This is a genomic window from Rhizomicrobium electricum (genome assembly GCF_011762045.1).
Classification (GTDB): domain Bacteria; phylum Pseudomonadota; class Alphaproteobacteria; order Micropepsales; family Micropepsaceae; genus Rhizomicrobium; species Rhizomicrobium electricum.
Genome location: NZ_JAASQS010000003.1, coordinates 35044 through 59530, shown reverse-complemented (window position 1 = coordinate 59530; position 24487 = coordinate 35044). Strand labels below are relative to the sequence as shown.

Sequence of the window (24487 nt, the reverse complement as noted above, 5' to 3'; positions counted from 1 at the left end):
CTGGGTTTATGGTGGGGCGCTTCGTGCAACATATGTGGCATTCGGTAACCCCGAGTATCTCGCGCAAAATATCGTGTTTCTCTCGGGCCTACGCGGATTTATCGAGCGTGCGGCAATTGATTTGACTCAAAAACTTGATCTTGGTCGGTCTGTGAAGGAGTCGCCAGTCCTATACGGTTGGTCGCAATTAGTTCGCCAATTCCAACCCCGTGACGCATTCTTGCTCTATACTGGGTATTATAAAGATACCATTCTGGTGGGCGGAGTTACATGTGCAAACGGCGCATCCCTGTTTGTGAAGGTTTACGACGACCCTGCTAAGGCGGCGGCGGAACTTGTTCGAGCGAACTGCGCGGAACGTTTCTTGCGACCTTGGTTCAAGCCCGCATGTTTGCAGGCAGCGGATGGCTGCGTGGTTGGTTATGAGCTGCTAATCCACGCGAAACGGACGCCCTTGAGCACTGATGTGGAAACTGCGATTTTGTCGTTATGCCGCTCGGCGTACAATTCACCTCGCGGTTCTCGTCCCACAGCTGACTTTGTCGACCCCCTGCTTTCAACGCGCCTTTCATCGATAAATGTATCGGAATTGGGGGCAACTTTAGAGCGGCTTCTGTCGGAACAGACGCCTACTCCAGAGGTTCGGTGCCACGGAGATTTGACCAGCTGGAATCTATTTCTGGACAACGCCGGCGCATTATGTCTGGTCGACTACGAACATGTTGGGGTTTGCTCTCCGTATGCGGATTTTTTTCACTACTATGTTCAACCAGCAGCTCTACATTGCAAAACGGTCGATCTGGAAGGATTAGTGACTCTGTCTGCTCGCTCGGCTGGCGTACACAAGGAAGAGGCAAGGCGATGGCTTGCGCTCTACCTGGCGCAACAATTGAATAGAGACGCCTTTGAATGGGTTGATAGAAACCGCAGACACAGACAGCTCGCGCGACTGATTGAGAATAAGGCTGCATTCCTGATGCGTGTGAGCGCCGAGGTTTGATAATGCAGAGCCCCGCGTCAATCCTTCTCGTGCATCAGGGCGCGGAGCTTTATGGCTCCGATCGAACGTTCGTGCAGACTGTCCGAGCGCTATCAGAGCGATGGCCCAATACGCGGATTACCGTCGTGATTCCGTATGGTGGCGAACTCGAAAATGTATTGGCGCCTCTAGTTGATGAAATTCAAAAGAAAAACCTTGCAATTCTCAGACGCTCAAACATTCGGCACATGCGCCTAAGCACGGCTGTGTCGCTTCTGAAGAAGGTGGTGGCGGCGTGTCGGACGGTCAGGGGGCACGACCTTGTGTACGTAAATACCGCAGTGATTGTGGACTTTCTGCTTGCGCTAATGCTGACAAGGCGGAACGGCATCATTCATGTGCACGAACTGCCCGGTGCGCTGCTTGCCTTTGTTTTGTCCACGATCTTTGCCTTCACGAGGTGCTCGCTGATATTTAACTCTAGCGCAACGCAGAACGCATTCTATGTCGCGCCCTGGCTGAGTGCGAACGTTATATGGAATGGAACTGCGCCAATAACCAAGCCATTGGAACGAGCGCATCACGGAACTCTCAATCTGCTGTTGCTCGGGCGCTTCAATAGTTGGAAAGGGCAGCTTTTACTGCTTGAAGCGGTCTCCCTTCTCCAGCCGGACAAGTTGCGTAGCGTTCGCATCCGACTTGTAGGCAACACGTTCGGTAACCAGACCCACTTTGAGGAGTGCGTCCGGCTGGCCATTCGCGATCGCAAGCTCTCCGAGATTGCTGAGATGTGCCCGTTTTCATCGGATCCAGACGAACATTACGCCTGGGCGGATGTGGTCGTAGTTCCTTCCACCAAACCTGAGCCATTTGGGCTTACTGCGATAGAAGCGATGGCTAGGGAGCGGGCAGTTATTGCCGCTGGTCACGGCGGATTGACCGACATCGTGTCTGACGGAGTAACGGGGATTCTTTTCGAGCCACGGTCTGCGACACGGTTGGCAAGCGCGATATCGAATTACATCTCATGTCCAGAACTCGCGTTGACCCATGGATTCGCTGGAAAAAAGCGCGCAGATGAGTTGTTTAACGAGCATAACTACATGGGTGGCGTCGGAGATATCTGTGAAGCCGTATTGAGATCAAGCTAGTGGGGACACACCTCTTGCTCAACGTGTTGTTGCGGAAGCTCGGAAAGACATACGCTCCGGATCGCGACCTTCCTATAAGCTTGATTTTGAGGGTTCTCGTTCAACGAGCATTTGCGTTGTCAGTTGGCATTTGCCGTATTCGCCGTCCCGTGTTCGTGGCGTTATCGGCTCGTTTCCGCGGTAAACGGAGCATTCGAATCGGACGGTTCGCTACAATCGAACCTCATGTAAAAATGGATGGCTATTCGCGGCAGGGTGTAACTATCGGTGCCCGGACGAAGATTGGCGCAGGCAGCATAATCTCGTGTACCAGTCACTTTTCACATCTCGGTCAGGGTTTCAGGATAGGTGACGACTGCGGAGTCTCCGAGTACTGCTATTTCGGGGCGACAGGTGGAGTCGATATCGGGAATGACGTGATTATGGGGCAGTTCGTTTCGTTCCATTCCCAAAATCATCAGTTCGAAGATGCCAGTACAAAGATCAGAGATCAGGGTGTGACGTCGCGGGGGATACGCGTGGGCAACAATGTATGGATCGGGGCCAAGGTAACGATACTTGATGGAACAGTGATCCGCGACCACTCGGTCATTGCAGCCGGTGCTGTTGTAAGCGGAGAATTTCCAGATCACAGCGTTATAGGTGGAGTGCCAGCGCGAGTACTCAGGTCTATGACTCTGAGATCTTAGCCGAATCCCTTCGAGGGTACAGGCTAACAAACGGTATATTGACGCGGTAATCCATAACCACCATGAATTCAGATCGAAGCCAAAAGAGCATAGCGATCCTCGGAACTCGCGGGATACCTGCGGCACACGGAGGGTTTGAGCGGCTAGCTGAGGAGCTAGCTATCTATTTGGCGAAGCGAGATTGGGACGTCACCGTATATTGCCAAATCGGCGGCCGCGGGGAAATCAAAGAAGATATATGGAATGGTGTGCATAGGGTAATTATATCAATGGCCAACACCGGTCCTGTTGGAACAATTCTTTTTGACTGGTGTTCCATTCTTCATGCAGTTCGGAGCAAGCCTTCGCGCCTCCTAACGCTAGGCTATAACACTGCGGTTCTCGGCCTTCTCCCGTATTTGATGAGAATACCTAACTTCATCAATATGGATGGTCTGGAATGGAAGAGGCCAAAATGGAATTGCGTTCAAAGAGCGTGGCTGTGGCTAAACGAGCGTGCAGCGATATTTCTCGGAGACCATCTGATTGCGGACCATCCCGAGATCGAGCGGCGCTTATTGCGGTGGGCTGCTCAATCTCGCATTACCATGATTCCATACGGGGCATGGCGGAACGGCGCTCAGAATATGCATTGCCTCTCACAATATGGGGTCGCGCCACACAAGTTTTCCGCTGTTATTGCACGCCCTGAGCCGGAGAATTCATTACTCGAGATTGTTAGGGCCTTTTCGAGGCGAAAGCGAGGTACGAAGCTGCTCGTATTGGGCCGCTTCGACCTCGCAACAAATGCCTATCATCGAAGTGTCGTAAATTGCGCGAGTGACGAAGTGATATTTCCAGGCGCGATCTACGACAGTGCGCTAGTTCGTGGCATACGTGCGGAATGTTTGCTCTACATTCACGGTCATCAAGTCGGAGGCACTAACCCGTCGTTGGTTGAATCGCTGGGAGTCGGCGCGGCGGTTTTAGCTCACGACAATCTTTTCAATCGCTGGGTAGCTGGCGAAGGCGCGTCCTATTTTGGCTCAGAAGATGAGTTGGCGAGCAGGCTGGACGATCTGCTAGATGACACGAATGAACTCGCGCGGATGCGCGCGACGAGCCTCAAGCGGTTTCAGGAGAGGTTTCGTTGGGAGCGCGTTTTGGCAGAGTATGAATCCCTGCTTTTGCCCCTAGATATTAGTAGCGGCAAGAAGGAATGCTCGGAGCCGTCCGACGCTTTCTCTGCTGTATAGAGGTAGAACTTGGCCGATATCCAAAACCCGGCCGTGCTCGAATGGCGAAATCAGAAACCCATGAATTTGGCTGAATTTTTGGCGCTCCTACTAGGGGAGTTGCAATCACGACAGATACGCTACGCGATCCCACGAAATTACGAAAAGTTGCCGTACTCGAACACTGGCGGAGACGTGGACATTATTGTCCATCCGAAATCGGTGCGGACCATTGTGGCATTGGTGAAGTCCATTCCCAGGATAAGGTTGGTGGGAGTATCAGAGCGTTCTTATATCACCAACTTGTTTTTGGAGGGGGTGTTTGCCGCTGATAAGCGCGTGCTTCAGGTCGATCTAATCCATCGACTTTGTTGGAGAGGTTTCGACTATGCAGATGTTTCGGATATCCTGAATCGTTCTGTGACAGCGCCGCAAAATTGCGACCTCATAGTTATTCCAGATCCTCAGGACGAAGCGTTGATTTCGCTTTCCACAATGATTATCAGCGCGGGCGCGCGGTACACAAAATATGAGCCGAGAATTCAAGCGGCATTTGCGGTAGCACCAGAGATAGTAGACCGGCGGCTTCTGCCTTACTTGAGTAGTGGGCTGCGTAAAACAACGATAACAGCAGTTTGCGACGGAGACTTTTCTCGAGTGCGAGCAACTGCTCGCGAGTTTTGCAGAGTTCTAGCTGTCAGCGCACTTATGAAGACGCCAGTTGCTGCGTTTAGAAGTTTTGTAGCATTCATCGCGCGTGAGCTGCTCGTTCGGCATCGCAATGCCTTTAGCTACAGCTTGTGCATTTTGGGTCCTGATGGTGTTGGGAAGTCTACGGTTCTCGATGCTGTTGAACGGGTGCTCGGACAGGCGTGCAAGAATGTGCGAATCCGGCATTTGAAACCAGTTCTTTTCGCGCACTCGCGCGTCGCCAACCGAGGGATAGTAACTGATCCACACGGGCTGAAACCACGTTGGATGGGTGCTTCTGCGGCAAAATTTGTCCTCTGGCTGTTGGAGTCCTGGATTGATCGAATAGTTGCATCTGAGAAAAACCTGTCTATCCAGATCTTTGACCGGTACTTTTATGACGTGTTGGTAGATCCTGTGCGCTATCGGTTCGGTGGGCCGCGTATATTGGCCCAGCTTTTCAGTGTTCTTATGCCTCGTCCGCAATTCGTATTGGTTCTCGATGCTCCCGCCGAAGTTATACAATCGCGGAAGTGCGAAGTGACCTTCGCGGAAACTCAGAGGCAACGCTTGGCTTACATTGAACTTGCCGGTCAGCTTCGGAATGTCCGAGTTGTGGACACGAACCGCCCACTGGCGGAAGTGGTCGACGATGTAGTCGAGATGCTTTTCCGTGATATGGAACGGCGACACGCGGGGTTTCGGCCGTCCCTTTAGTACCTATTTCGCGAGAAGATGTGTCTTCTGAAGACGGAGGGCAAAGGATTTTCATGCCTGACGTAAGTATCATCGTGCCAGTGTACAACGGCATGCCATTTCTGCGCGACACGATCGATGCATTGCTGCACCAAACTCACCAGCAATTTGAGTTGCTCGTGCTCGACGATGGAAGCACGGATGATTCGGCCACCTATATTGGAGGCCTGAACGATCCCCGCATTCGTATTCTCCGGCAGTCGAATAGAGGTTTATGTGCTGCACTGAACCGTCTGATTGCGGAAGCTCACGGCGAATTCATAATGCGAAACGATCAGGATGACTTGTCTCATCCCTCGCGGCTGGAGCGCCAATTGTTTGCGATCCGAAATAGCAGTTATGATTTCCTGTTTTGCCAAATCGAAAAAATGGGGAGCAAGCGCCGCTGGTCCAACCGCGATCAGGAGACTACGGTCGTCGGTCAAACAAGAAACCTGATTAGTCTTGAAGATGGCGCAAAGCTGCATTCAACTTTGCTTGCAAAGACTTCCGCCTATTTGAGGCTTGGCTACCGTCCAGAGTTTTATCCGGCGGACGATTGGGACCTTCAGTTGAGAGCGGAGGAGCAGTTCCGAATTGGTATTCTCAGGGAGACGCTGGTTAGCTACCGATATCACGCAAACTGTGCGACGAAGCCGTACTTTTTTCGCATGCAGGATCGGAGCCGGTGGGCAGAGGCCTGTGCCATAGCTCGGCGCCACGGCGCTGTTGAGCCGACCTTCGACCAATTTGCTAAATCTCTCCGCGGTCAGTCCTTGCTGAGACGCGTAAATCGAGCGCGAAAAGACCTCTATCGCTGGCTACAACGTTCAGGAGGGGAGGCCTGGTTAAATGGCAGCGATGGGAAGGCCGTGATGCTTCTTGGGAGTGCCCTGGCTGTCGCGCCAGAACGGCTCCTGCGTCGGCTCTATTCCGCAATTACAGGCTGGGGCAGAGATCGACGGCCGCGGGAGCCGCGAGTACCGGAAGACGCGGATGTTTTGGGCGCGTCGAGAAAGAAGTAGCCATATTGCGCTGTCTGGGGAATTCGGATGAACACTAGTCTGCATCAGGTCCCATCTATTGGGTCAATTGTTGAAGAAATCTGCTCCCATCGATCTTCGTCGTGGGCGTGGACTGAATTTCCCGCCTATGTTCAAAGGTTTATCGGAGAAGGGCATTTCCACTCGGTTCTCGAAATCGGGGGGGGGCGATCTCCAATGCTGCCGAAGCAGGAGATCGAACGTCTGGGGTTGGAGTATACAGCCAACGACATATCATCGGACGAGTTATCGCTGGCACCAAACTGGGTCAAGACTGCAGCATTTGATATTGCGACATCGGACCAAGCTGCGGTGAAGCCGTTTGAAGGCGCATTTGATCTTATCTATTCAAAAATGGTGATGGAGCATGTGTCTGACTACAGGCTAGCCTACCGCAACATCCACCGGTTGCTTCGTTCGGGAGGTGTGGCAGTAGCGTTTCATCCCGTACTCTTTAGCGTGCCATTCCTGGCGAACTATTTGCTACCGGAGGATTTGGGTTGGAAGGTGCTGACGAAGGTTGTGCCGACACGGGCCAGTGCTCCTCCTCCCAAATTTAAGGCCTACTACAGTGGCTGCTTGATCAATCGAAGAATTCGCCAGCGTATCAAGGATATTGGCTTCAAGAATGTATGGCAGGTGCCGTTCTATGGACACGGCTACTATGCAAAAGTGCCGGTAGTTCGGGAATTTCACTCGGTTGTCGATAGCTTGATTAGGAAGTCCAATTTCAAACCGCTAGCGGCCTTTTGCTACACCATAGTGGAAAAATGAGCGTCGATGCGGGTACACGGAATTCGACTCTATCGCTCAACGGCGAACCGAGGGAGCTGAAGTATCGACCTGAGATCGACGGTCTGCGCGCGATCGCCATTATTCCCGTAGTATTGTACCACCTCGTACCCTCTATGGTGCCAGGAGGTTTTATTGGCGTCGACGTGTTCTTCGTTATATCGGGATTTCTAATCACGGGTATTCTTTTCAATGATATCAGAGAGGGGCGATACAGCGTAATTAGGTTCTACAGACGGCGAGTGCTTCGGATAATCCCCGCGCTGACCGTGATGCTTGCCTTTACAGTACTAGTAGGTTCGTGCGTTTTGCTGCCCATTGATCTTCGCAATTTAGGACGGAGTGGGCTCGCGACCTCTCTATTTAGCAGCAATATTCTGCTTTTCCACGAAGTGGGATACTTTGATGCTCAAGCCGATACAAAGCCTCTGCTGCATACTTGGTCTCTTGCGGTAGAGGAGCAGTTCTACGTTCTATTTCCGCTCTTCATGGCCTTGGCGTATAGGGCTGTTCGAAGACATATCATTTTTGTCATCGCCGCGATACTAACGTTGTCGTTCGCCGCGGGCACTTACGTAATCGGCAGGGACCCGAATGCGGCATTCTATCTACCGCAATTCAGAGCATGGGAGTTACTCGTTGGTGCCATGTTTGCGTTAGTGAACTGCGCGTCGCTACGGCCGTGTACACGGAGATTTCTGGCGGCCGGGGGATTGGTCGCCATATTAGTGAGTGTCTTCTGTTTCACCTCTGAAATGCCATTCCCCGGACCAAATGCTTTGGTACCCGTGATCGGAGCAGCTGCCATTATCGCAGCTGGCACCAATGGGAAGATGCCCTTCGAGAGTGTTTTCTGCAATGCTCCGATGGTATTCGTCGGCAAGATATCGTATTCGCTCTATCTTTGGCATTGGCCGCTGATTGCGTATGCCCAATACTATCTAGTTAGGGATTTAACGCCCACAGAGTCCGTAATTGCAGGCCTGTTAGCCTGCCTTGCTGCGACCCTGTCGTATCATGTAGTGGAGCGTCCATTCCGAATACGCAAATTCAGCCTCCGCACAACATTCGGCGGCGCCGCTGCGGCAACCGTTTGCTTTGTTGGATTTGGACTTCTGACAGAAGCGACGAGCGGCATGCCGGAGAGGTTCCCCACGCTGCGCACTCGCATTCAAGATCCGGGTGTAATGTACAGTGCACGCACCTGTTTTCTGGAAGGCCAACCGTTTACGGATTGGAATGTTGAAAAGTGCACCTTTCGCTACAAAGCGGGCGTCGATTCTCCGAAGGTGGTTTTGTGGGGAGATTCGTATGCTGCCCATCTTTCCTGGGGATTTCGCCAGCTTCAGCAAGCCGGCAGATTTGACTTGGTGCAGATAACAATGGCTGCCTGTCCGCCATTTGTACAGGCCGGCGAAACCACTGCATGTGGCCGCTTTCAAAAGGGGGCCTGGGCGGAGGTTGTTTCATTGAACCCTGATCTCCTCGTCGTGACGATGGCTCCGTGGAACAGAAGGGCGCCGGAGGAGGTGCGGCGAAGCATGGCGCGTACTCTCTCCGCCGCAAAAAAAAGAGGGATCCATGTACTTCTTGTGGGGGAACTTCCCACCTATGCAGGTCCCGTGCCGCAAATAATCCGCTTGTTGCAGTCGAGGGGGCTGCCATCCGATCGATATTCCCCAGCTAATTCCTTTAGAACTGAAAATGCGCTTCGTACGGCCGCCCTGGAGACATCTACAGACTTCGTGTCGCTTCGTGCCCTTCTGTGCTCCGGCAATCAATGCCAGATCTCTATAAACGGAAACCCCATAGCCTGGGATATTGGTCACCTTACAATGGAGGGGAGCAATTATATTGTAAGTAGGATCGCGCCCATCGTCTTGCGCTCCCTTCGCACCGAAATAAGTTGCTCGTCAAACTCGGTTCAAGTACCGCCTAACAAACCGATGCTTTGCAAGCGAGCAGCATGGAATAATTGATGTACTATACCGCCATGCCACAGCGAAAAGCGTTGCCGCGAAGTAACCGCCAACAAAGCAGCTTGCTCTGTATGCAGTTGGTTGCGGTGCTAAGTTTAATGACTGTTACAATGCCGACTGTCCCAGACTCTGCAATGCACGTCGGCTGGCTTCAGATTGTTAAGTTAATTGGGTTCGCGTTACTTCTAGTTCTTGGGGCGGTGAACCTACTCCCCAAAACACGTGGGTATGCAAGCCTTCGGTTTGTGCTTTGGCAACAGAGGTACGTCGTTGGCTTCCTTGCTGTTTGCGCACTCCTACTCCCATCGAGCTACTACCTAGACGTTTCGCTTAGCAAGTTACTTACGACGGTACTGATGCTCGTCAGCCTTCAAGTAGTACTCGCTCAATATGTTCGCCTCGGAAAAGTGATTGGAAGTGCTCTGCTCGCGCGGCATCTGCTGATATTTTTTGCGGTTGCCTGCGTGATGGGGTCTGTTTCACTGTTCAGCGGCGGAAGTCTCACGTCGCGGATTTCGCCGACTTCGAGTCTAACCCATCCAAACTTAATGGCTTCGATCCTCGGACTGGGGCTTCTTCATGCCAGTCAAGTTGATCGCAATCACATTTTTGCCAGAGGTGATATGATCGCGGTTTGGTCGAAGTGGTCAATTCTAACGATGGGCGTTCTACTATTTGCCATCTTGTACGCCAGAGGGGCGGCTATCGCTCTCTTCTTTGCACTTAGCGCATTCGTGATCAGGTCGACGTTACGCGGAAGCGGCTTGGCGATCGTTGCGCTATTCTCAATAGTCGTTGGTGGAACCGCATTGTGGTATTCCGGAGAGGCAGTGGAGATAGTTCTTCGAGGAAATGATGTTGGCACTTTGATGACATTCACTGGGCGGACCGTCATCTGGCAAGCTGCACTGGAAGCTTTACATGGCGTTCGTCTTGTACTCGGATTCGGGTACGCCATAAGTTTTCCGACGTATTCGCTCGCGTGGAGTTACGGGAGTGTCTTTGGTCTGCACAATTCCTATCTGCAGACGTTCGCGAGTGGAGGGGTACTTGGAGCGATACTGTTCATTCTATTTCTTGGGAGCGAATTCGCATCCGCGTTTCGCGCTCTGACCCGCTCGCGCGAAATGGTTGGAGTGCAGTATATGAGTGCGGTGATGTTCCTGGCGGTCAACTGCTTCTCGGAGTCTCTTTTTGGGGCAAACCTGTCAACACCTTTCGCGGTGTTTTTGTGTTTTCAGACTTGGTTCGCGCTTCGAAAGCAGTGGGGGCGCACCATCCACATAACAAACCGACGTGGCAGACGACCAGAGGTATCTAGCGTGGTCGAGGTACCAGGTGCGACGGAGAAAGGAAGTGTCACCGTGCGATGACCGCTGCTCCATCCAGATTTTTCCGCTAATGCGCAGAGACTTGTTCAGAAGCCATCTTCTGACTTCCTTCTACCGCAATCAGGCTTCTTCGATTGGGCGGCGAGCGCTTCCTTTCGCTGATCAGGGCCTTGTGAGCGGTTCGAATTTTTTGCTCGGCCTCCTTCTCGTTCGATTTGTTGGCCTCAGCCAATACGGCGTGTTTGTAGTTATTTGGTCTCTGGTCACTTTCTTCAGCAGTCTCCAGCAGGCGGCCGTGTTTTCTCCGTTGATGACCAACGGTGCAGCTCTGCGGGACAGTGGGCAATGGTCGTTCCACTCGACCTATTTCTATTTGCAGTGCCTGTTTGGGTTGGTATGCGCCAGTCTCCTATTCATTTTGATCGTTTGCGGGGAAGCGGCGGGGTGGCGTGAGCTGCCGCAAGGTCTCGCTTTTCCGTCAGCGATTTGCATTTTCTTCTTCGAACTGCAGGACTTTTTCAGGAGAGTCTATCTTACGAATGGACTCTACCGGCACCTTATATGTGCCGATCTGGTTTCATATGGGGGGCAAATCGCCGGGGCATTTGCGCTCACGCTCGTGGGTGCGCTTTCCATTTCCAACCTCTTATATGTGATGGCATTTGCATACCTAATTGGATGCTCGTTCGGAAGCTCATGGATGTTCCGGCGGGTGACACTCGACGCCCTGATCGCACATGCCGGGGAGAACTGGGCAATGAGCAAGTGGTTGGTTCCTTCGGCACTCCTGCAATGGGTCAATTCAAATGTCTTGATATTTTTTTCCTCCTTTGTGCTTGGTACATGGGCTGCTGGTGCCTACCGGGCGACTTTGAACATGGTGGGGATTCTCAACGTTCTCTACGCGACGCTCGAGAATACAGTTCCGGTGAAAGCTGCAGTGGTCTTCAGAATGAATGGATTGCTTGCGCTAGTTCGGCATACGGGCAAAATCACGGTTGCAGGTGCTGGTATAACCGTCCTTTCCTTGAGCCCGATTTTGCTTTTTGCGCCCGTAGTGCTTCGTTTGTTCTATGGAGAGCAACTGGTGGCGTATAGCGCTTTGCTCAGGCTGCAGTGCGTGATCTACGTGCTAACGTTTATCAGCATTCCAGCACGGGCCTTCATGCGTTCGATTGGTGAATCCAGGGTGATTTTTCAGGCGTACGTTGCTTCGACGATCACAACCGTCGCAATGGGCTACTTTGTGATCGTGTATATGCATGTGATCGGCATCGCGGTTGCTTTGGGCGTTTCGCAAATCGTTATGCTCGTTGTGTTCGGGCGGAAGATCTTCACCGAACTTCGGAGACGCGGGCCGGCCCTGCAGTCGTCCTTTGGGTGAGCCGGCCGTGTGCAAGGCTTCGATCCAACGGTAGCGGGGTAGTAGATCGCGCACTCGGATACATGAAACCTTTTCGAACCAGCGTCAGGCGCTCGTGGTGACGCGGGTTGGAGACCTTGGCTGCAGGAGCTTGATTACAGGGGGCGGAGATGCGTAGGGGGATAATTCTTGCGGGTGGGAGTGGGACGCGATTGTACCCCGTTACTCGCGTAGTTAGTAAGCAGTTGATGCCTATCTACGACAAACCGATGATCTACTATCCGCTGTCGGTTCTGATGCTAGCGGGCATCCGAGAGATCCTAATCATCACAACGCCGCGTGATCACGACGCATTCGAAGAGTTGCTTGGAGATGGCTCAGATTTGGGGCTCGATTTGCGTTATGCCGTGCAGCCTCATCCCGGAGGGCTGGCGCAGGCGTTCCTCGTTGATGAGAGTTTCGTGAGAAACCGACACTCTGCGCTCATCCTTGGAGACAACATCTTCTACGGTCAGGGGCTTGGCCCCATGTTGGCGCGAGCTGGTGGCCGCAATGAAGGTGCAACCGTGTTCGGATACTATGTAGCGAATCCGCAAGCCTATGGCGTGGTGTCGTTCGATGCAGCAGGCCACGCTGAGACGATCGAAGAGAAACCCGCTCAGCCCAGGTCCAACTATGCAGTGACGGGGTTGTACTTTTACGATGAGAATGTTGTCGAGTACGCGAAGGAATTGAAGCCGTCAGCACGCGGAGAACTCGAGATTACGGATCTTAATCGCCTGTATCTTCAAGCGGGAAATCTCAACGTTGAGATCATGAGCCGAGGCTTTGCTTGGCTAGATACAGGCACTCATGCATCTCTGGTGGATGCTTCGCTGTATGTAAAAGTCTTGGAAGAAAGGCAGGGCTTTAAGATTTGCTGTCCGGAAGAAATCGCGTGGCGGATGGGTTTCATCACCGATCAACAGCTGCAGCGACTAGCTGAGCCACTCTCTAAGAGTGGCTATGGTTCCTACTTACTCCGTCTTCTTACAAGGAATTCGATGTGAAAGTTCTTGAAACGACGCTACCGGGAGCAAAGATAATTGAACCGACAGTATTCGGGGACGACCGAGGCTTCTTTTTCGAAAGTTGGAACGCGCGGGAATTCACGAACGCAGGTCTGGAGGCGGAATTCGTTCAAGATAATCATAGCAGATCGGCCAGAGGGGTACTTCGTGGGCTTCACTACCAAATTGAATGCACCCAGGCCAAGCTAATCCGAGTTGTTTCGGGTGCAGTGTTCGATGTTGCGGTAGATCTCAGGAGTTCATCTCCTCACTTTGGCCATTGGATCGGGGTCGAACTGAGTGAGGAAAACAAGCGTCAATTGTGGATTCCCGCGGGATTTGCGCATGGGTTCCTTTGCCTAAAGGACGGAACTGAATTTCTCTACAAATGCACGGATTATTACGCTCCGGAGCATGAGCGAACTGTGTTGTGGGATGATCCATCTCTCAACATTGCATGGCCCCTAGACGGGATTACACCGAAGCTGTCGTTGAAAGACCGTTTGGGAAAACCACTCGGTGAGGCAGAGATCTTTCGGTGAAATGCTGATGACACGCCTTTTGACCAAGTTCGAGCAGGCGAACGCCCCACGTTTGAATACCTAATGTGGCGAACTGGTATACCCGCTGAGCATTTCCTCGCGGAGAGACTCATTCTGAAGGGACTATAAGTCTAGCTCAGAGGCGCAGCAGATCAGAGAAAAGCTTGCGTAGGAATCTATAGTCGCACCTTTCCAATGCTATCAGCAAGAATGCATCACTTCACAAATGCCGCCATGGCGAGACGGTACGGCTTCGCGGCTCTGATAGCGGACAAGGTTCTGGATTGTGGATTTCAGCCTTGAACCGTTGCGATACTCCTGATGGTGATTTGTGAGCACCCTGCTGGAGCCAGATGATCTTGCTCCAGCGTTTTGGGTCGTTCGACTGCGAAATGCTGCCCGATAGTCCGGGACATTTTTTAAGTGTGATGCGCTTAGCGAGATGCTTGGGAAGGTCAAAGAGAATGGCTAAACTTTTGGTGACGGGAGGTGCTGGATTCGTTGGTGTCAATTTTGTCCGCTATTGGCGAAAATATCATCCTGCAGACGCGGTGATCGTGCTTGATGCGCTAACTTATGCAGGGAATGCGGCAAGTCTGGTTGACGTCAAGGACGTCTCGTTGGTTCATGGGGATATTCGGGATTTTGGGCTTCTCACTAAGCTTCTACTGGAGCGCCAGATCGATGTTGTAGTTCACTTTGCCGCAGAATCGCACGTTGATCGCTCAATCCACGGGCCCGATGAGTTCGTAGATACGAACATTATTGGCACTCACGTGTTACTTAAGGCAGCCAAGGCAGTTTGGCTGGATACTGGCTCTGGCACGCCGCATCGCTTTCATCACGTCTCGACCGATGAGGTTTTTGGATCCCTTACCCCGCAGGAAACAGGATTTAGTGAGATTACACCATACAGACCTAACTCCCCATATTCCGCCTCGAAAGCTGCGTCCGACCATCTTGTTCGCGCTTATCACAAAACATTTGGGTTGCAGGTGACAACGAGCAATTGTTCAAACAATTATGGCCCATATCAGTTTCCGGAAAAGCTGATCCCACTTTTTACAATTAACGCGTTGCTTGGGAGGCCGCTGCCCATCTATGGCGACGGCGGTAACGTACGTGACTGGCTTCATGTCGGCGATCACTGCTGTGGAATTGAGAGGATACTGGAGGCCGGCAAGCCGGGGGAAACCTACAATATTGGTGGAGGTGAGGAGTTGCCGAACTTGGCTGTGATTGATCACATTTGCCGCTGTGTTGACGATGCATTCATTACCAAGCCCGAGTTGAGGAGACGTTTTCCCAACGCACCCGCTGCAAACGGCAAATCGAGCGCGATTCTCAAGAAGCATGTTTCTGACCGTAAAGGTCATGATCGACGATATGCAATTGATGAAACCAAAATCCGTTGTGAGTTGGGCTATACACCTAAGCATTCATTCGGCAGTGGCCTTGAGGATACTATACAATGGTATATCAATAACGAGGAATGGTGGCGCTCTGTGATGGACGGAAGCTACAGGGACTGGATGAAGTTGAATTACGTTTCCGAGTTTGCATAGGAGACTAAACAGGCTGCGCCCACAAAGGACAGGCAATCGAGTTCGGCGGAGCTACTCTTTTGTAAAAGGGCATACGCAACGCCTATGAACGCGGTTCCTTGAAGTAGACTTGCAGGATCTCTATTGCTCAAGATCCAGGCCAAAGCGGTGTTTTCATTGCCGGCATCGGATGGCTGGCATTAATCACCTGTAGAGGTGAGTGGAGGGTGACGCCCCTCCGCCCCATACATCCTCGCCATCCCGCTCTTCCGCACATCCATATGCTCGATGTAACGCATCACCATTTCGGGTGAGCGCCAGCCGCCGGCGTGCATGATGGCGACGAGTTCGATGCCTGCCGCGGCCATGTCCTGGGCAGCGCCGACACGGAGGGAGTGGCCGGAGAGGCGTTTCACGGTCGTCGCGTCCAAGCCGGTTTCCTTGGCACGGCGTTTCAAGATGTCGGAGACGGTGTTGGGTATGATGGTGCCGTTCATGAGGACGCCGTCGTCGATACGTCGGAAGATCGGGCCGGCAGTGACGTCTGCCGCGTTGAGCCAGCGTTCGAGCGTGGCCACCGTGTCGGTCGACAGATACGCCAAGCGGCCGCGGCCGTATTGGTCGGCTTTGGCTTTGCGGACCAGAATGGTGCCGGAGCCGTCGGGCTCGGGGGCGAAGTCTTCCACGCGCAGTGCCACCAGTTCCGAGCGGCGGCATAGGGTGTCGTAGCCCATCGCAATGAGCGCGCGGTCGCGCAGGCCTCGCAGGTCATCGGCACAGACGGCGAGGACCTTGGCTTTCAGCGGCGCGGTCAGCCCGAGCGCCTGCTTCTGCCGCCGGCCTTTCTGGCGGAACACCTTGCGGGTCGCGAGGTTCACTTCCTCGTCGCGGACCGGGCTTTCCAGCTTCATCAATTTATGGATTTTGGCGATCGCAGCGCGGCGCCGGCTCACAGTGGCTGGCGTCGCGCTTTTGCTTTGGGCTTCCACAAAGGCGGCGACGGTCGCCGGCGTGGCGGGCAGGGCGTCGCGCTGCTCGCGACGGCACCACGCCTCGAAGATTTTGAAATCGGACTCGTAGGCGCGGATCGTGTTGACGGCATAGGCGCCTTCGAGGCGGGTGAGGGCGGATTGCCAGCCCTTGGGTTCATCGCCCGTAAGGGCAGGCTTCTCCGTTCGACCGCGTGGCGGCCGTTTGGTTGATGCAGCAGTCATGTGTGTTAATCTCGTTCAGAATCGAATTCAGCGAAGGTGATAATGATCGATATTCGATCATTATCAAGTGGAAAACGTGATAACCAGTGGGCAAATTCGGGCGGCCCGAGCCTTGTTGCGTTGGTCTGCACAGCAACTGGCCGACAAGTCCGGCACGGGCGTCGCGACGGTCTTGCGCCTGGAGCAGCAAGAGGGCGTCCCCACGGGGCGTTCACACACTTTGCTCGATCTGCAAAAGACACTCGAATCCGCCGGCGTGGAATTCATCGGCACGCCGGATGACAAGCCGGGGGTTCGGCTGGTGAAGCCGGGCAAGCGTGCTAAAGCGCGGACGCCTTAGTTCCCTGCCTGTACCCGCCACCACGCGATCGTCGATGTCTTCTGATCGGCTGGCCAGACGTCGCGCAGGATGGGGCGGACGCGCTGCAGCGAGGGGGATGCGGCCAGCGACAGGGCGGCGGCGTGCTCGCCGGTCGGCACCGGAGTATAGAGGCGCGTGACGGGATCCTGGCCGTTCTCGAAATCGACCTCTTCATGCATCTCGTAAAAATAGAGCTGGCCGCATTCGGGGCATTTGAGAAGGGCGCGCCGGAAATGCTCGTCCTCTTCGAACACGGTCACGGTTTCCATGCGAAGGTCGCGCAGCCGTTCCGGTTCGCGCCACAGAACGCAAGACGTGGGTTCGGGCAGGCGGTGCAGGGCGGCCATGGTTCGTACCTTCGATATCCGTTCCAGCTAAGGCGAACGGCACGCGGCTGACAAGAGCCGCCGCGTCACGACCGCCACAGCGCAATCTCTACCGCGCAGAGAATTCCGCGAAGACGTTGTCGAATTCGGCTTCCAGCCAGGCATTCGTGCCGCGGCAGCCGGCGACCACGCGCGCAGCCCAATCGAAATATGCCGCCACGCGTTCGGCCGGCCAACCGGTGGGCGGGCTGTTCAGCAGCGAGCGCAGGTTGGCAGTCTTGTCGGCCAGTTTGATCAGCTTGGCGGCGGGTGAGGTGTGGGCGGCGTGCTCAATCTGCAGCCGCTTGCGCTCGAGCTTCGGCAGCGTTTTGTCGTCGGTGACTTCCGCCACCAGATCGGCCACGCGCTGGCTGAAGGCCGCCGCCAATTCGTCGAATGTCGTCTGGGTATCTTCAACCGTGTCGTGCAGCGCCGCGGCGGCGATCAGTTCGATGTCGCTCCCGCCGCAGGCCTCGGCCACCAGGGCCGTCACTTCGGTCAGGTGGTTGATGTAAGGCTCGGACGCAGCCCCCTTGCGGCGCTGATCGATGTGCTTGACGGCGGCGAAGTGATAGGCGCGGGCGAGGTCGGTGACTGTCAGCATGAATATTCCTTGGTCAAACCGGATCGGCCCGCCGCGAATGGCAGGTGTCGATCGGTTTCGGTGCTTGGAAGAGGTGCGGCCGCAGGCGTTGCGGGCACCAAGTCACGCGTTCGTATCACTCCGTTCGTTACTCGTCCACAGCCGACCGGTAAACGGACGGAAACAACCTCGCAGTTGTCTTCTCCTCGAAACACGTCGGAAATTTCGGGTGCGTTACGTCGTAAAATTCCGACGGCGGACTTTACTGACACGTTCCCGAGTTGCTGTCAGTTGTCAGTGCCCGAAACGCAGCTTGTCAGTAAGGCGAAATGCATCCCGGCGTATCGCGAATAGTGACGTCAGTAAGCCCGAAAATCCCCGGAAAATCTGCTTTATCCCGCCATCTCGCGCATTCTTATAACCTACGATTATCAACGCCGACGAAAGTTGTGTTCGAAGCCCGCAGCCGGCTTCGCTTGCTGTCGCGGTTGGCGGACCCTGCGGACCCGATTGACGCGCTCGGAGCGATTGTGGACAGTGCGAACGAATCCGGTCTGGAGAGCCGCATGAAATCGCGCGCCGCTGTCGCTTTTGCCGCGGGCAAGCCGCTGGAGATCGTCGAGATTGACGTCGCGGAGCCGCGCGCCGGTGAAGTGCTGGTGAAGATCAGTCACACTGGTGTCTGCCACACGGATGCCTTCACCTTAAGCGGCGCCGATCCCGAAGGCGTGTTTCCCGCCGTGCTCGGGCATGAAGGCGGCGGCGTGGTGGTGGCGGTAGGCGAGGGCGTCACCAGCGTCGTGCCGGGCGATCACGTCATTCCGCTTTACACGCCGGAATGCGGCGAATGCGAATTCTGCCGGTCGGGCAAGACCAATCTCTGCCAGAAGATCCGCGCCACCCAGGGCAAAGGGTTGATGCCCGACGGCACCACGCGGTTCTCGTATCGGGGTGAGCCGGTCTATCACTACATGGGCACATCGACCTTCAGCGAATACACCGTGGTGGCCGAAATCTCGCTCGCCAAGATCAACCCGCAAGCGCCATTGGAAAAAGTGTGTCTGCTCGGTTGCGGCGTGACGACGGGCATCGGCGCCGTGCACAACACGGCCAAGGTTCAGCCGGGCAATACGGTGGCGGTGTTCGGGCTCGGCGGTATCGGTCTCGCCGTGATCCAGGGTGCGCGCCAGGCCAAAGCGGGCCGTATCATCGGCATCGATCTCAATTCGGCAAAGTTCGATCTGGCGCGGCAGATGGGCGCCACCGATTGCGTCAATCCCGCGGACCACGACAAGCCGATCCAGGATGTCATTGTTGAACTGACCAATGGCGGCGTCGATTTCAGTTTCGAGTGCATCGGCAACGTGAAGGTGATGCGGGCGGCGCTGGAATGCTGTCATAAGGGCTGGGGCGAAAGCGTCATCATCGGCGTCGCCGGCGCGGGCCAGGAAATCTCCACCCGGCCGTTCCAGCTTGTCACGGGGCGCGTCTGGCGCGGCAGTGCGTTCGGCGGCGTCAAAGGGCGTTCGCAACTTCCGGGCATGGTGGAAGAGGCCATGCGGGGCGAGATCGCGCTCGATCCCTTCATCACCCATACGCTGCCGCTCGAGCGCATTAACGAGGCCTTCGATCTGATGCACGAAGGCAAGTCGATCCGTACCGTCATTCACTTCTGAGCGATGTGCGCATCGATGATCGCATCGGCCGCGGCCACGACGTGATGCGCCGGACCGCCGGGGCCGAACAACTGGCCGCTGGCATAGGTGCCTTCGATCACCAGCAGCAGCATGTCGCCGAGCAGTTCGGGGTCCTTAGCGTGAAGGTCCCGTGCGAGCTGGTGCAGGCGGGCGCGGAAGCGCCGCTTGTTCTCCGTCGCAACCTTGCGCGCGGGATTTTCGGGGTGGGGATATTCCACCACCGCATTGGAATTGCCGCAGCCGCGATAGTCCGGCTTGGTCGCGCGTTCCGATAAACTCACAAGCCATTTACGGAAATTTTCGCGTGGATCGGGGCCGCTCGCCAGCGCGTCTTCGAACGCCTTGAGCCGTTCGCCGCCGTGATGGCGCAGATAATCGGCCGCCAGTTCGTCCTTGGACGAAAAGCTGCGATAGAGGCTCGGCTTGGTGACGCCGGCGCGGCTGACGATCTCGTCGACGCCGACCGCCCGGATACCTTCTTGATAGAAGAGTAACCGCGCCGTTTCGCGGATCCGCTCCGCTGCGGGCTTGGCGCCTTCGGATTTGCTCACACGTTTCTCCCGTTCACTTCTTTTGTTAGCGGAACAAGCGAATTGTCACTTGTCGAATAAGAAGTATTCCGTATATCACATTCTCGGACGTACCGGTCAGTTACATCATGCACCAGACACTTTTTTCTGCTGACGTTGGGTCATTTGGATCCGTTCCTTGCGGCAATGGGAGGGGGCAGCCATGAACGCGCTCGTCCGCGTGGCGCTGGAGCGCCCGTACACCTTTATTGTTATGGCGCTGCTGATCCTGATCGTCGGGCCGCTGGCGGCGATCCGCACGCCGACCGACATCTTCCCCAACATCGGCGTGCCGGTGATCGGCGTCGCGTTCCAGTACACCGGTCTGTCGCCCGACGAGATGAGCGGCCGCATCATCACGCCGTACGAGCGCGTACTCACCACCACCGTCAACGACATCGAGCACATCGAAAGCACGTCGCTGCCGGGCATGGGGATCGTCAAGATCTACTTCCAGCCCAACGTCGACATCCGCACCGCGACGGCGCAGGTGACTTCGATCTCGCAGACCATTTTGAAATTCCTGCCGCCCGGCGCGACGCCACCGCTGATCCTCAACTACAACGCCTCGACCGTGCCGATCCTGCAGCTTGCGAGTTCGGGCTTGCCCGAGCAGCAGGTGCTGGACCTGACGCAGAACTTCGCGCGGCCGGTTCTTTCCACCGTTCCCGGCGCCGCGATTCCGTTTTCCTACGGCGGCCGCGTGCGGCAGGTGCAGGTCGATCTCGATCCCCAGGCGCTGCAGGCCAAGGGGTTGTCGGCGCAGGACGTCGGCAACGCCATTGCGGCGCAGAACCAGATCACGCCGTCGGGCACCGTCAAGATCGGCGCGCTGCAATACACGGTGAAGCTCAACAACGCCGCCCAGACCATCCAGGATCTCAACAATCTGCCGGTCAAGACGGTGAACGGCGCCGTCGTGTACTTGCGCGATGTCGGTCACGTGCGCGACGGCGCGCCGCCGCAGCAGAGTCTGGTGCATGTCAACGGCGAGCGCGCGGTGCTGACGACCATCCTCAAAACCGGTGCGGCGTCGACCCTCGATGTGGTGCAGGGCGTCAAGGATGTGCTGCCGAAAATCCTCGATACCATGCCGCCGTCGTTCAAGCTCACGCCGCTGAACGATCAGTCGCTGTTCGTGACCGCCGCGGTTTCGGGCGTGGTGCGCGAAGGCATTATCGCGGCGGCGCTGACCAGCCTGATGATCCTGTTGTTCCTCGGCAGCTGGCGTTCCACCGTGATCATCGCGACTTCGATCCCGCTGGCGATCCTGGCGGCGCTGGCGGCGCTGTCGGCGATGGGGCAGACGCTCAACATTATGACCCTCGGCGGCTTGGCGCTCGCCATCGGCATTCTGGTCGACGACGCCACAGTCACCATCGAGAACGTCAACTGGCATCTCGAGCAGGGCAAGCCGGTGCTGCAGGCGATCCTCGACGGCGCCCAGCAGATCGTGACGCCGGCCTTCGTCTCGCTGCTCTGCATCTGCATCGTGTTCGTGCCGATGTTCGCGCTTACCGGCGTCGCCGGCTATCTGTTCGTGCCGATGGCCGAGGCGGTGATCTTCGCGATGATCGCATCTTTCATCCTGTCGCGCACGCTGGTGCCGACCATGGCGATGTATCTGTTGCGGCCGCACGCCGCCGAGGCGCACATCGCGCGGTCGAAAGCGCCCGGTCCGCTTGTCCGTTTCCAGCAGGGTTTCACCCGCCGGTTCGAACAGACGCGCGAGGGCTATCGCAATCTGCTCGCCATGGCGATGGCCCATCGTGCGGTATTCGTCGCCGGATTCATGGTTGTGGTGGTGCTGTCATTTGCGCTGGTGCCGTTCCTCGGCTCGAACTTCTTCCCCTCCGTCGATTCCGGCCAGATCACCATTCATGCGCGCCCCCCCGTCGGCACGCGGCTGGAGCAGTCGGCGGCGATCTTCGGCAACATTGAGAAGGTGATCCGCGCCACCATCCCGCCGAAGGAGGTGTCGTCCATTGTCGACAATCTCGGCCTGCCGACCAGCTCGATCAACACCATCTACAACAATTCCGGTTTGATCGGCTATCAGGACGGCGACATCTACATCAGCCTCAACGAGAACCATCATGCCACCGCCGATTACGTGCGCCGTTTGCGCGAGCGTTTGCCGGCGGCGTTTCCCGGCGTGACGTTCTCGTTCCTGCCGGCCGATATCGTCAGCCAGATCCTGAATTTCGGTTCGCCGGCGCCGATCGACGTGCAGATCGCCGGTCCCAAGCTGGAGGCCAATCAGAAATACGCGGCGATGTTCCTGCGCAAGCTGCGGGCGGTGCGCGGCGTCGCCGATGCCCGCATCCAGCAGTCCGAGGATAATCCGCAGCTGCGCGTCGATGTCGACCGCTCGCGTATCGCCGGTCTCGGCCTCACCGAACGCGACGTCACCAACAGCCTGACCACCTCGCTTGCCGGGTCTTCGCAGGTCGCACCGACCTTCTGGCTCGATCCCAAGAGCGGCGTGTCGTATCCCATCGTGGCCCAGATGCCGGAATACGAAGTGGCGTCCTTGTCGGCGCTGTCGAATGTGCCGATCACCGGCGCCAACGGCGGATTGCAGGTGCTCGGCGGTCTGGCGCGCATCAGCCGCGAAACTTCGAGCGCCGTGGTCTCGCATTACAATGTGCGGCCGGTGGTCGATCTTTATGCCGCCGCCCAGGATCGCGACCTTGGCGGCATCGCGGCCGACGTGAGGAAACTGATCGCCGAAACCAAAGCCGATGTGCCCAAGGGTGCCACCGTCACGCTGCGCGGGCAGGCGGCCACCATGGATACGGCCTTCACCAATCTCTACTTCGGCATTCTGGCCGCGCTGGTGCTGATCTATCTCTTGATCGTGGTGAACTTCCAGTCGTGGCTCGATCCCTTCGTCATCATCACCGCATTGCCGGCCGCGTTGGCAGGCATCGTGTGGATGCTGTTCGTCACCGGCACCACCTTGTCGGTTCCAGCGCTCACCGGCGCGATCATGTGCATGGGCGTCGGCACGGCGAACTCGATCCTGGTCGTCAGCTTTGCGCGCGAGCGGCTGGCGGTCACCGGCAATGCGGCGCTTGCGGCGATGGAAGCGGGGCTCACGCGCTTCCGTCCCGTGCTGATGACGGCGCTCGCCATGATCATCGGCATGGCGCCGATGGCGCTCGGATTGGGCGAGGGCGGCGAACAGAATGCACCGCTCGGGCGGGCGGTGATCGGCGGATTGATCTTCGCGACTTCGGCCACCCTGATTTTCGTGCCGGTGGTGTTCAGCATCGTTCATGGCCGCCGTTCGCCGGCAGCTCGTGCGGTGCCACGGTCTTCGACGGGAGAAGCGTATGCCTGACAGACAGGATTTTTCGTTCGACGGCGCGACCGAGATGGAATTGCCGCCGCCCCAGCACGCCGTGGCGCCGCCGGCTGATCCGGATGTGCTGCAGTACAAGCCGCCGCGCCGGTTGAAGGCCGTCGGCATCGGCGCCGCAGCGGTGGCGCTGGTGGTGGTCGCGATCGGCGTCGCCGGCCGCATCATGGCCGCCAACGAAGTCGAGGATTGGACGCGCGATCAGGCGGTGCCGGTGGTCCGCATCGTGTCGCCCGCCGCGATGCATGGCGCGCGCACGCTGGTGCTGCCCGGTGGCGTGCAGGCCTACAACAATGCGCCGATCTATGCCCAGGTCTCCGGTGCGGTGCAGAAATGGTTTGTCGACATCGGCACGCCGGTGAAAGCGGGCACGCTGCTGGCGCAGATCGATCCGCGACCGTATCAGGCCGCGCTCGATCAGGCCCGCGGCGCCCTGGCGCGCGATACCGCCAATCTGACCAACGCGCGGCAGGATCTCGCGCGCTATCAGTCGCTGGCGCGGCAGAACGCGATCTCCAGTCAGCAGTTGCAGACACAACAGGCCGCCGCCGAGGCCGATGCCGGTCTGGTCGAATCCGACCGCGCGGCGGTGCAGGCGGCCTCGATCAACCTCGGCTACACCAGGATCGTGGCGCCGTTCGATGGCGTGGTGACCAGCCGTTCGGTCGACATCGGCAGTTTCGTCGCCGCAGGGAATGCGTCGTCGACGCCGCTGTTCACGGTGTCGGATCAGAACCAGCTCCGCATCTATGTCCGCGTGCCGCAGAACGTCTCCGCCGAAATCGCGCCGGGCGTCACCGCAAGCTTCAGCGTGCCGGAATATCCCGGCCGCACATTCTCTGCCACGGTGCAGGCAAGTTCCGGCGCGGTCGATCCGGCGAGCGGCAGCGTGCTGGTTCAGCTTCTCGCCGACAACAAGGAGCGCCTGTTGAAGCCCGGCGCTTATGCCGAGGTGTCGTTCGCAATGCGGGCCGGCGGTGGGGTGCAGATACCCTCCAGTGCGCTCGTCTTCCGCGATGGCGGCATGGCGGTGGCGGTGGTGGGGCCGGACAACAAGGTGGCGATCCGTCCGGTCCGGATCGCGCGCGACAACGGCACCACGGTCGATCTGGCTTCCGGGATCGGTCCGCACGACCGCATCATCGATAGTCCGCCGGATTCGCTCGATCGCGGCGACGTGGTCCGGATTGCCGCGACCTCTCCGCGCCAGCGGCCCCGGCGAAGCTGAAGCGG

At 56.6% G+C, this 24487-nt stretch carries 21 protein-coding genes; 17 read left to right on the top strand and 4 right to left on the bottom strand.

Features of this window, described 5'->3' with window-relative positions; all coding sequences use genetic code 11:
* The first annotated feature begins 34 nt into the window (after positions 1 to 34).
* The 13 genes from FHS84_RS06180 (at position 35) to rfbB (ending at position 15122) form a co-directional block, all read left to right on the top strand.
* Positions 35 to 1000 carry a phosphotransferase gene (locus FHS84_RS06180; protein ID WP_166931979.1) on the top strand — a complete coding sequence of 322 codons (966 nt, stop codon included), beginning with the start codon at positions 35 to 37 and terminating at the stop codon, positions 998 to 1000.
* Positions 1001 to 1125: 125 nt separating this feature from the next.
* Positions 1126 to 2130, top strand: coding sequence for a glycosyltransferase (locus tag FHS84_RS06175; protein ID WP_166931977.1), 1005 nt, complete (start codon positions 1126 to 1128; stop codon positions 2128 to 2130).
* Positions 2131 to 2363: 233 nt separating this feature from the next.
* Positions 2364 to 2819, top strand: a complete 456-nt coding sequence (locus FHS84_RS22355; RefSeq protein ID WP_208393731.1) for an acyltransferase — start codon at positions 2364 to 2366, stop codon at positions 2817 to 2819.
* Positions 2820 to 2881: 62 nt separating this feature from the next.
* Positions 2882 to 4054, top strand: a complete 1173-nt coding sequence (locus FHS84_RS06165; RefSeq protein ID WP_166931973.1) for a DUF1972 domain-containing protein — start codon at positions 2882 to 2884, stop codon at positions 4052 to 4054.
* Positions 4055 to 4063: 9 nt separating this feature from the next.
* Positions 4064 to 5440 carry a nucleoside/nucleotide kinase family protein gene (locus FHS84_RS06160; RefSeq protein ID WP_166931971.1) on the top strand — a complete coding sequence of 459 codons (1377 nt, stop codon included), beginning with the start codon at positions 4064 to 4066 and terminating at the stop codon, positions 5438 to 5440.
* Positions 5441 to 5493: 53 nt separating this feature from the next.
* Positions 5494 to 6483, top strand: coding sequence for a glycosyltransferase family 2 protein (locus FHS84_RS06155; protein ID WP_166931969.1), 990 nt, complete (start codon positions 5494 to 5496; stop codon positions 6481 to 6483).
* Positions 6484 to 6510: 27 nt separating this feature from the next.
* Positions 6511 to 7275, top strand: coding sequence for a class I SAM-dependent methyltransferase (locus FHS84_RS06150; protein WP_279589284.1), 765 nt, complete (start codon positions 6511 to 6513; stop codon positions 7273 to 7275).
* On the top strand, positions 7272 to 9272 hold the full coding sequence (locus FHS84_RS06145) for an acyltransferase family protein (RefSeq protein WP_166931965.1): 2001 nt from the start codon (positions 7272 to 7274) through the stop codon (positions 9270 to 9272). Before FHS84_RS06150 ends, FHS84_RS06145 begins: the two co-directional genes overlap by 4 nt.
* Positions 9273 to 9628: 356 nt before the next feature.
* The gene (locus FHS84_RS06140; protein WP_166931963.1) at positions 9629 to 10645 is read left to right on the top strand and encodes an O-antigen ligase family protein; all 1017 of its coding nucleotides are present in this window, start codon (positions 9629 to 9631) and stop codon (positions 10643 to 10645) included.
* A 130-nt stretch (positions 10646 to 10775) separates the two neighbouring features.
* Entirely contained in the window at positions 10776 to 11987 is a 1212-nt protein-coding gene (locus tag FHS84_RS06135; protein WP_166931961.1) for a lipopolysaccharide biosynthesis protein, read from the top strand.
* A 149-nt stretch (positions 11988 to 12136) separates the two neighbouring features.
* Positions 12137 to 13015, top strand: coding sequence for a glucose-1-phosphate thymidylyltransferase RfbA (gene rfbA, locus FHS84_RS06130; RefSeq protein ID WP_166931959.1), 879 nt, complete (start codon positions 12137 to 12139; stop codon positions 13013 to 13015).
* Positions 13012 to 13557, top strand: a complete 546-nt coding sequence (rfbC, locus tag FHS84_RS06125) for a dTDP-4-dehydrorhamnose 3,5-epimerase (protein ID WP_166931957.1) — start codon at positions 13012 to 13014, stop codon at positions 13555 to 13557. The genes rfbA and rfbC overlap by 4 nt, the downstream gene beginning before the upstream one ends.
* A 464-nt stretch (positions 13558 to 14021) precedes the next feature.
* Positions 14022 to 15122 carry a dTDP-glucose 4,6-dehydratase gene (gene rfbB / locus FHS84_RS06120; protein WP_166931955.1) on the top strand — a complete coding sequence of 367 codons (1101 nt, stop codon included), beginning with the start codon at positions 14022 to 14024 and terminating at the stop codon, positions 15120 to 15122.
* A gap of 179 nt (positions 15123 to 15301) precedes the next feature.
* Here rfbB and FHS84_RS06115 read toward each other — a convergent pair whose 3' ends face one another.
* Positions 15302 to 16315 carry a site-specific integrase gene (locus FHS84_RS06115; protein WP_166931953.1) on the bottom strand — a complete coding sequence of 338 codons (1014 nt, stop codon included), beginning with the start codon at positions 16313 to 16315 and terminating at the stop codon, positions 15302 to 15304.
* Positions 16316 to 16382: 67 nt separating this feature from the next.
* Here FHS84_RS06115 and FHS84_RS06110 point away from each other — a divergent pair, with 67 nt between their 5' ends.
* Positions 16383 to 16655, top strand: coding sequence for a helix-turn-helix domain-containing protein (locus tag FHS84_RS06110; protein WP_208393730.1), 273 nt, complete (start codon positions 16383 to 16385; stop codon positions 16653 to 16655).
* On the opposite strand, the gene FHS84_RS06105 is transcribed toward FHS84_RS06110, so the two are convergent.
* Complete coding sequence (locus FHS84_RS06105) at positions 16652 to 17023, bottom strand: hypothetical protein (RefSeq protein ID WP_166931951.1); 372 nt, start codon at positions 17021 to 17023, stop codon at positions 16652 to 16654. The two genes, FHS84_RS06110 and FHS84_RS06105, sit on opposite strands and share 4 nt — an antisense overlap.
* Before the next feature lie 88 nt (positions 17024 to 17111).
* Positions 17112 to 17645, bottom strand: a complete 534-nt coding sequence (locus FHS84_RS06100) for an HD domain-containing protein (protein ID WP_166931948.1) — start codon at positions 17643 to 17645, stop codon at positions 17112 to 17114.
* A gap of 545 nt (positions 17646 to 18190) precedes the next feature.
* Between FHS84_RS06100 and FHS84_RS06095 the strand changes: the two genes are divergently transcribed.
* A complete protein-coding gene (locus FHS84_RS06095) occupies positions 18191 to 19300 on the top strand; it encodes an S-(hydroxymethyl)glutathione dehydrogenase/class III alcohol dehydrogenase (protein WP_166931946.1) in 1110 nt (369 codons plus the stop codon).
* Here FHS84_RS06095 and FHS84_RS06090 read toward each other — a convergent pair.
* Positions 19291 to 19872 carry a TetR family transcriptional regulator gene (locus FHS84_RS06090; RefSeq protein WP_166931944.1) on the bottom strand — a complete coding sequence of 194 codons (582 nt, stop codon included), beginning with the start codon at positions 19870 to 19872 and terminating at the stop codon, positions 19291 to 19293. The genes FHS84_RS06095 and FHS84_RS06090 overlap by 10 nt on opposite strands.
* Before the next feature lie 181 nt (positions 19873 to 20053).
* Between FHS84_RS06090 and FHS84_RS06085 the strand changes: the two genes are divergently transcribed.
* A complete protein-coding gene (locus tag FHS84_RS06085) occupies positions 20054 to 23236 on the top strand; it encodes an efflux RND transporter permease subunit (RefSeq protein ID WP_166931942.1) in 3183 nt (1060 codons plus the stop codon).
* Entirely contained in the window at positions 23229 to 24482 is a 1254-nt protein-coding gene (locus tag FHS84_RS06080) for an efflux RND transporter periplasmic adaptor subunit (protein ID WP_166931940.1), read from the top strand. Before FHS84_RS06085 ends, FHS84_RS06080 begins: the two co-directional genes overlap by 8 nt.
* The last annotated feature ends 5 nt before the right edge of the window (positions 24483 to 24487 follow it).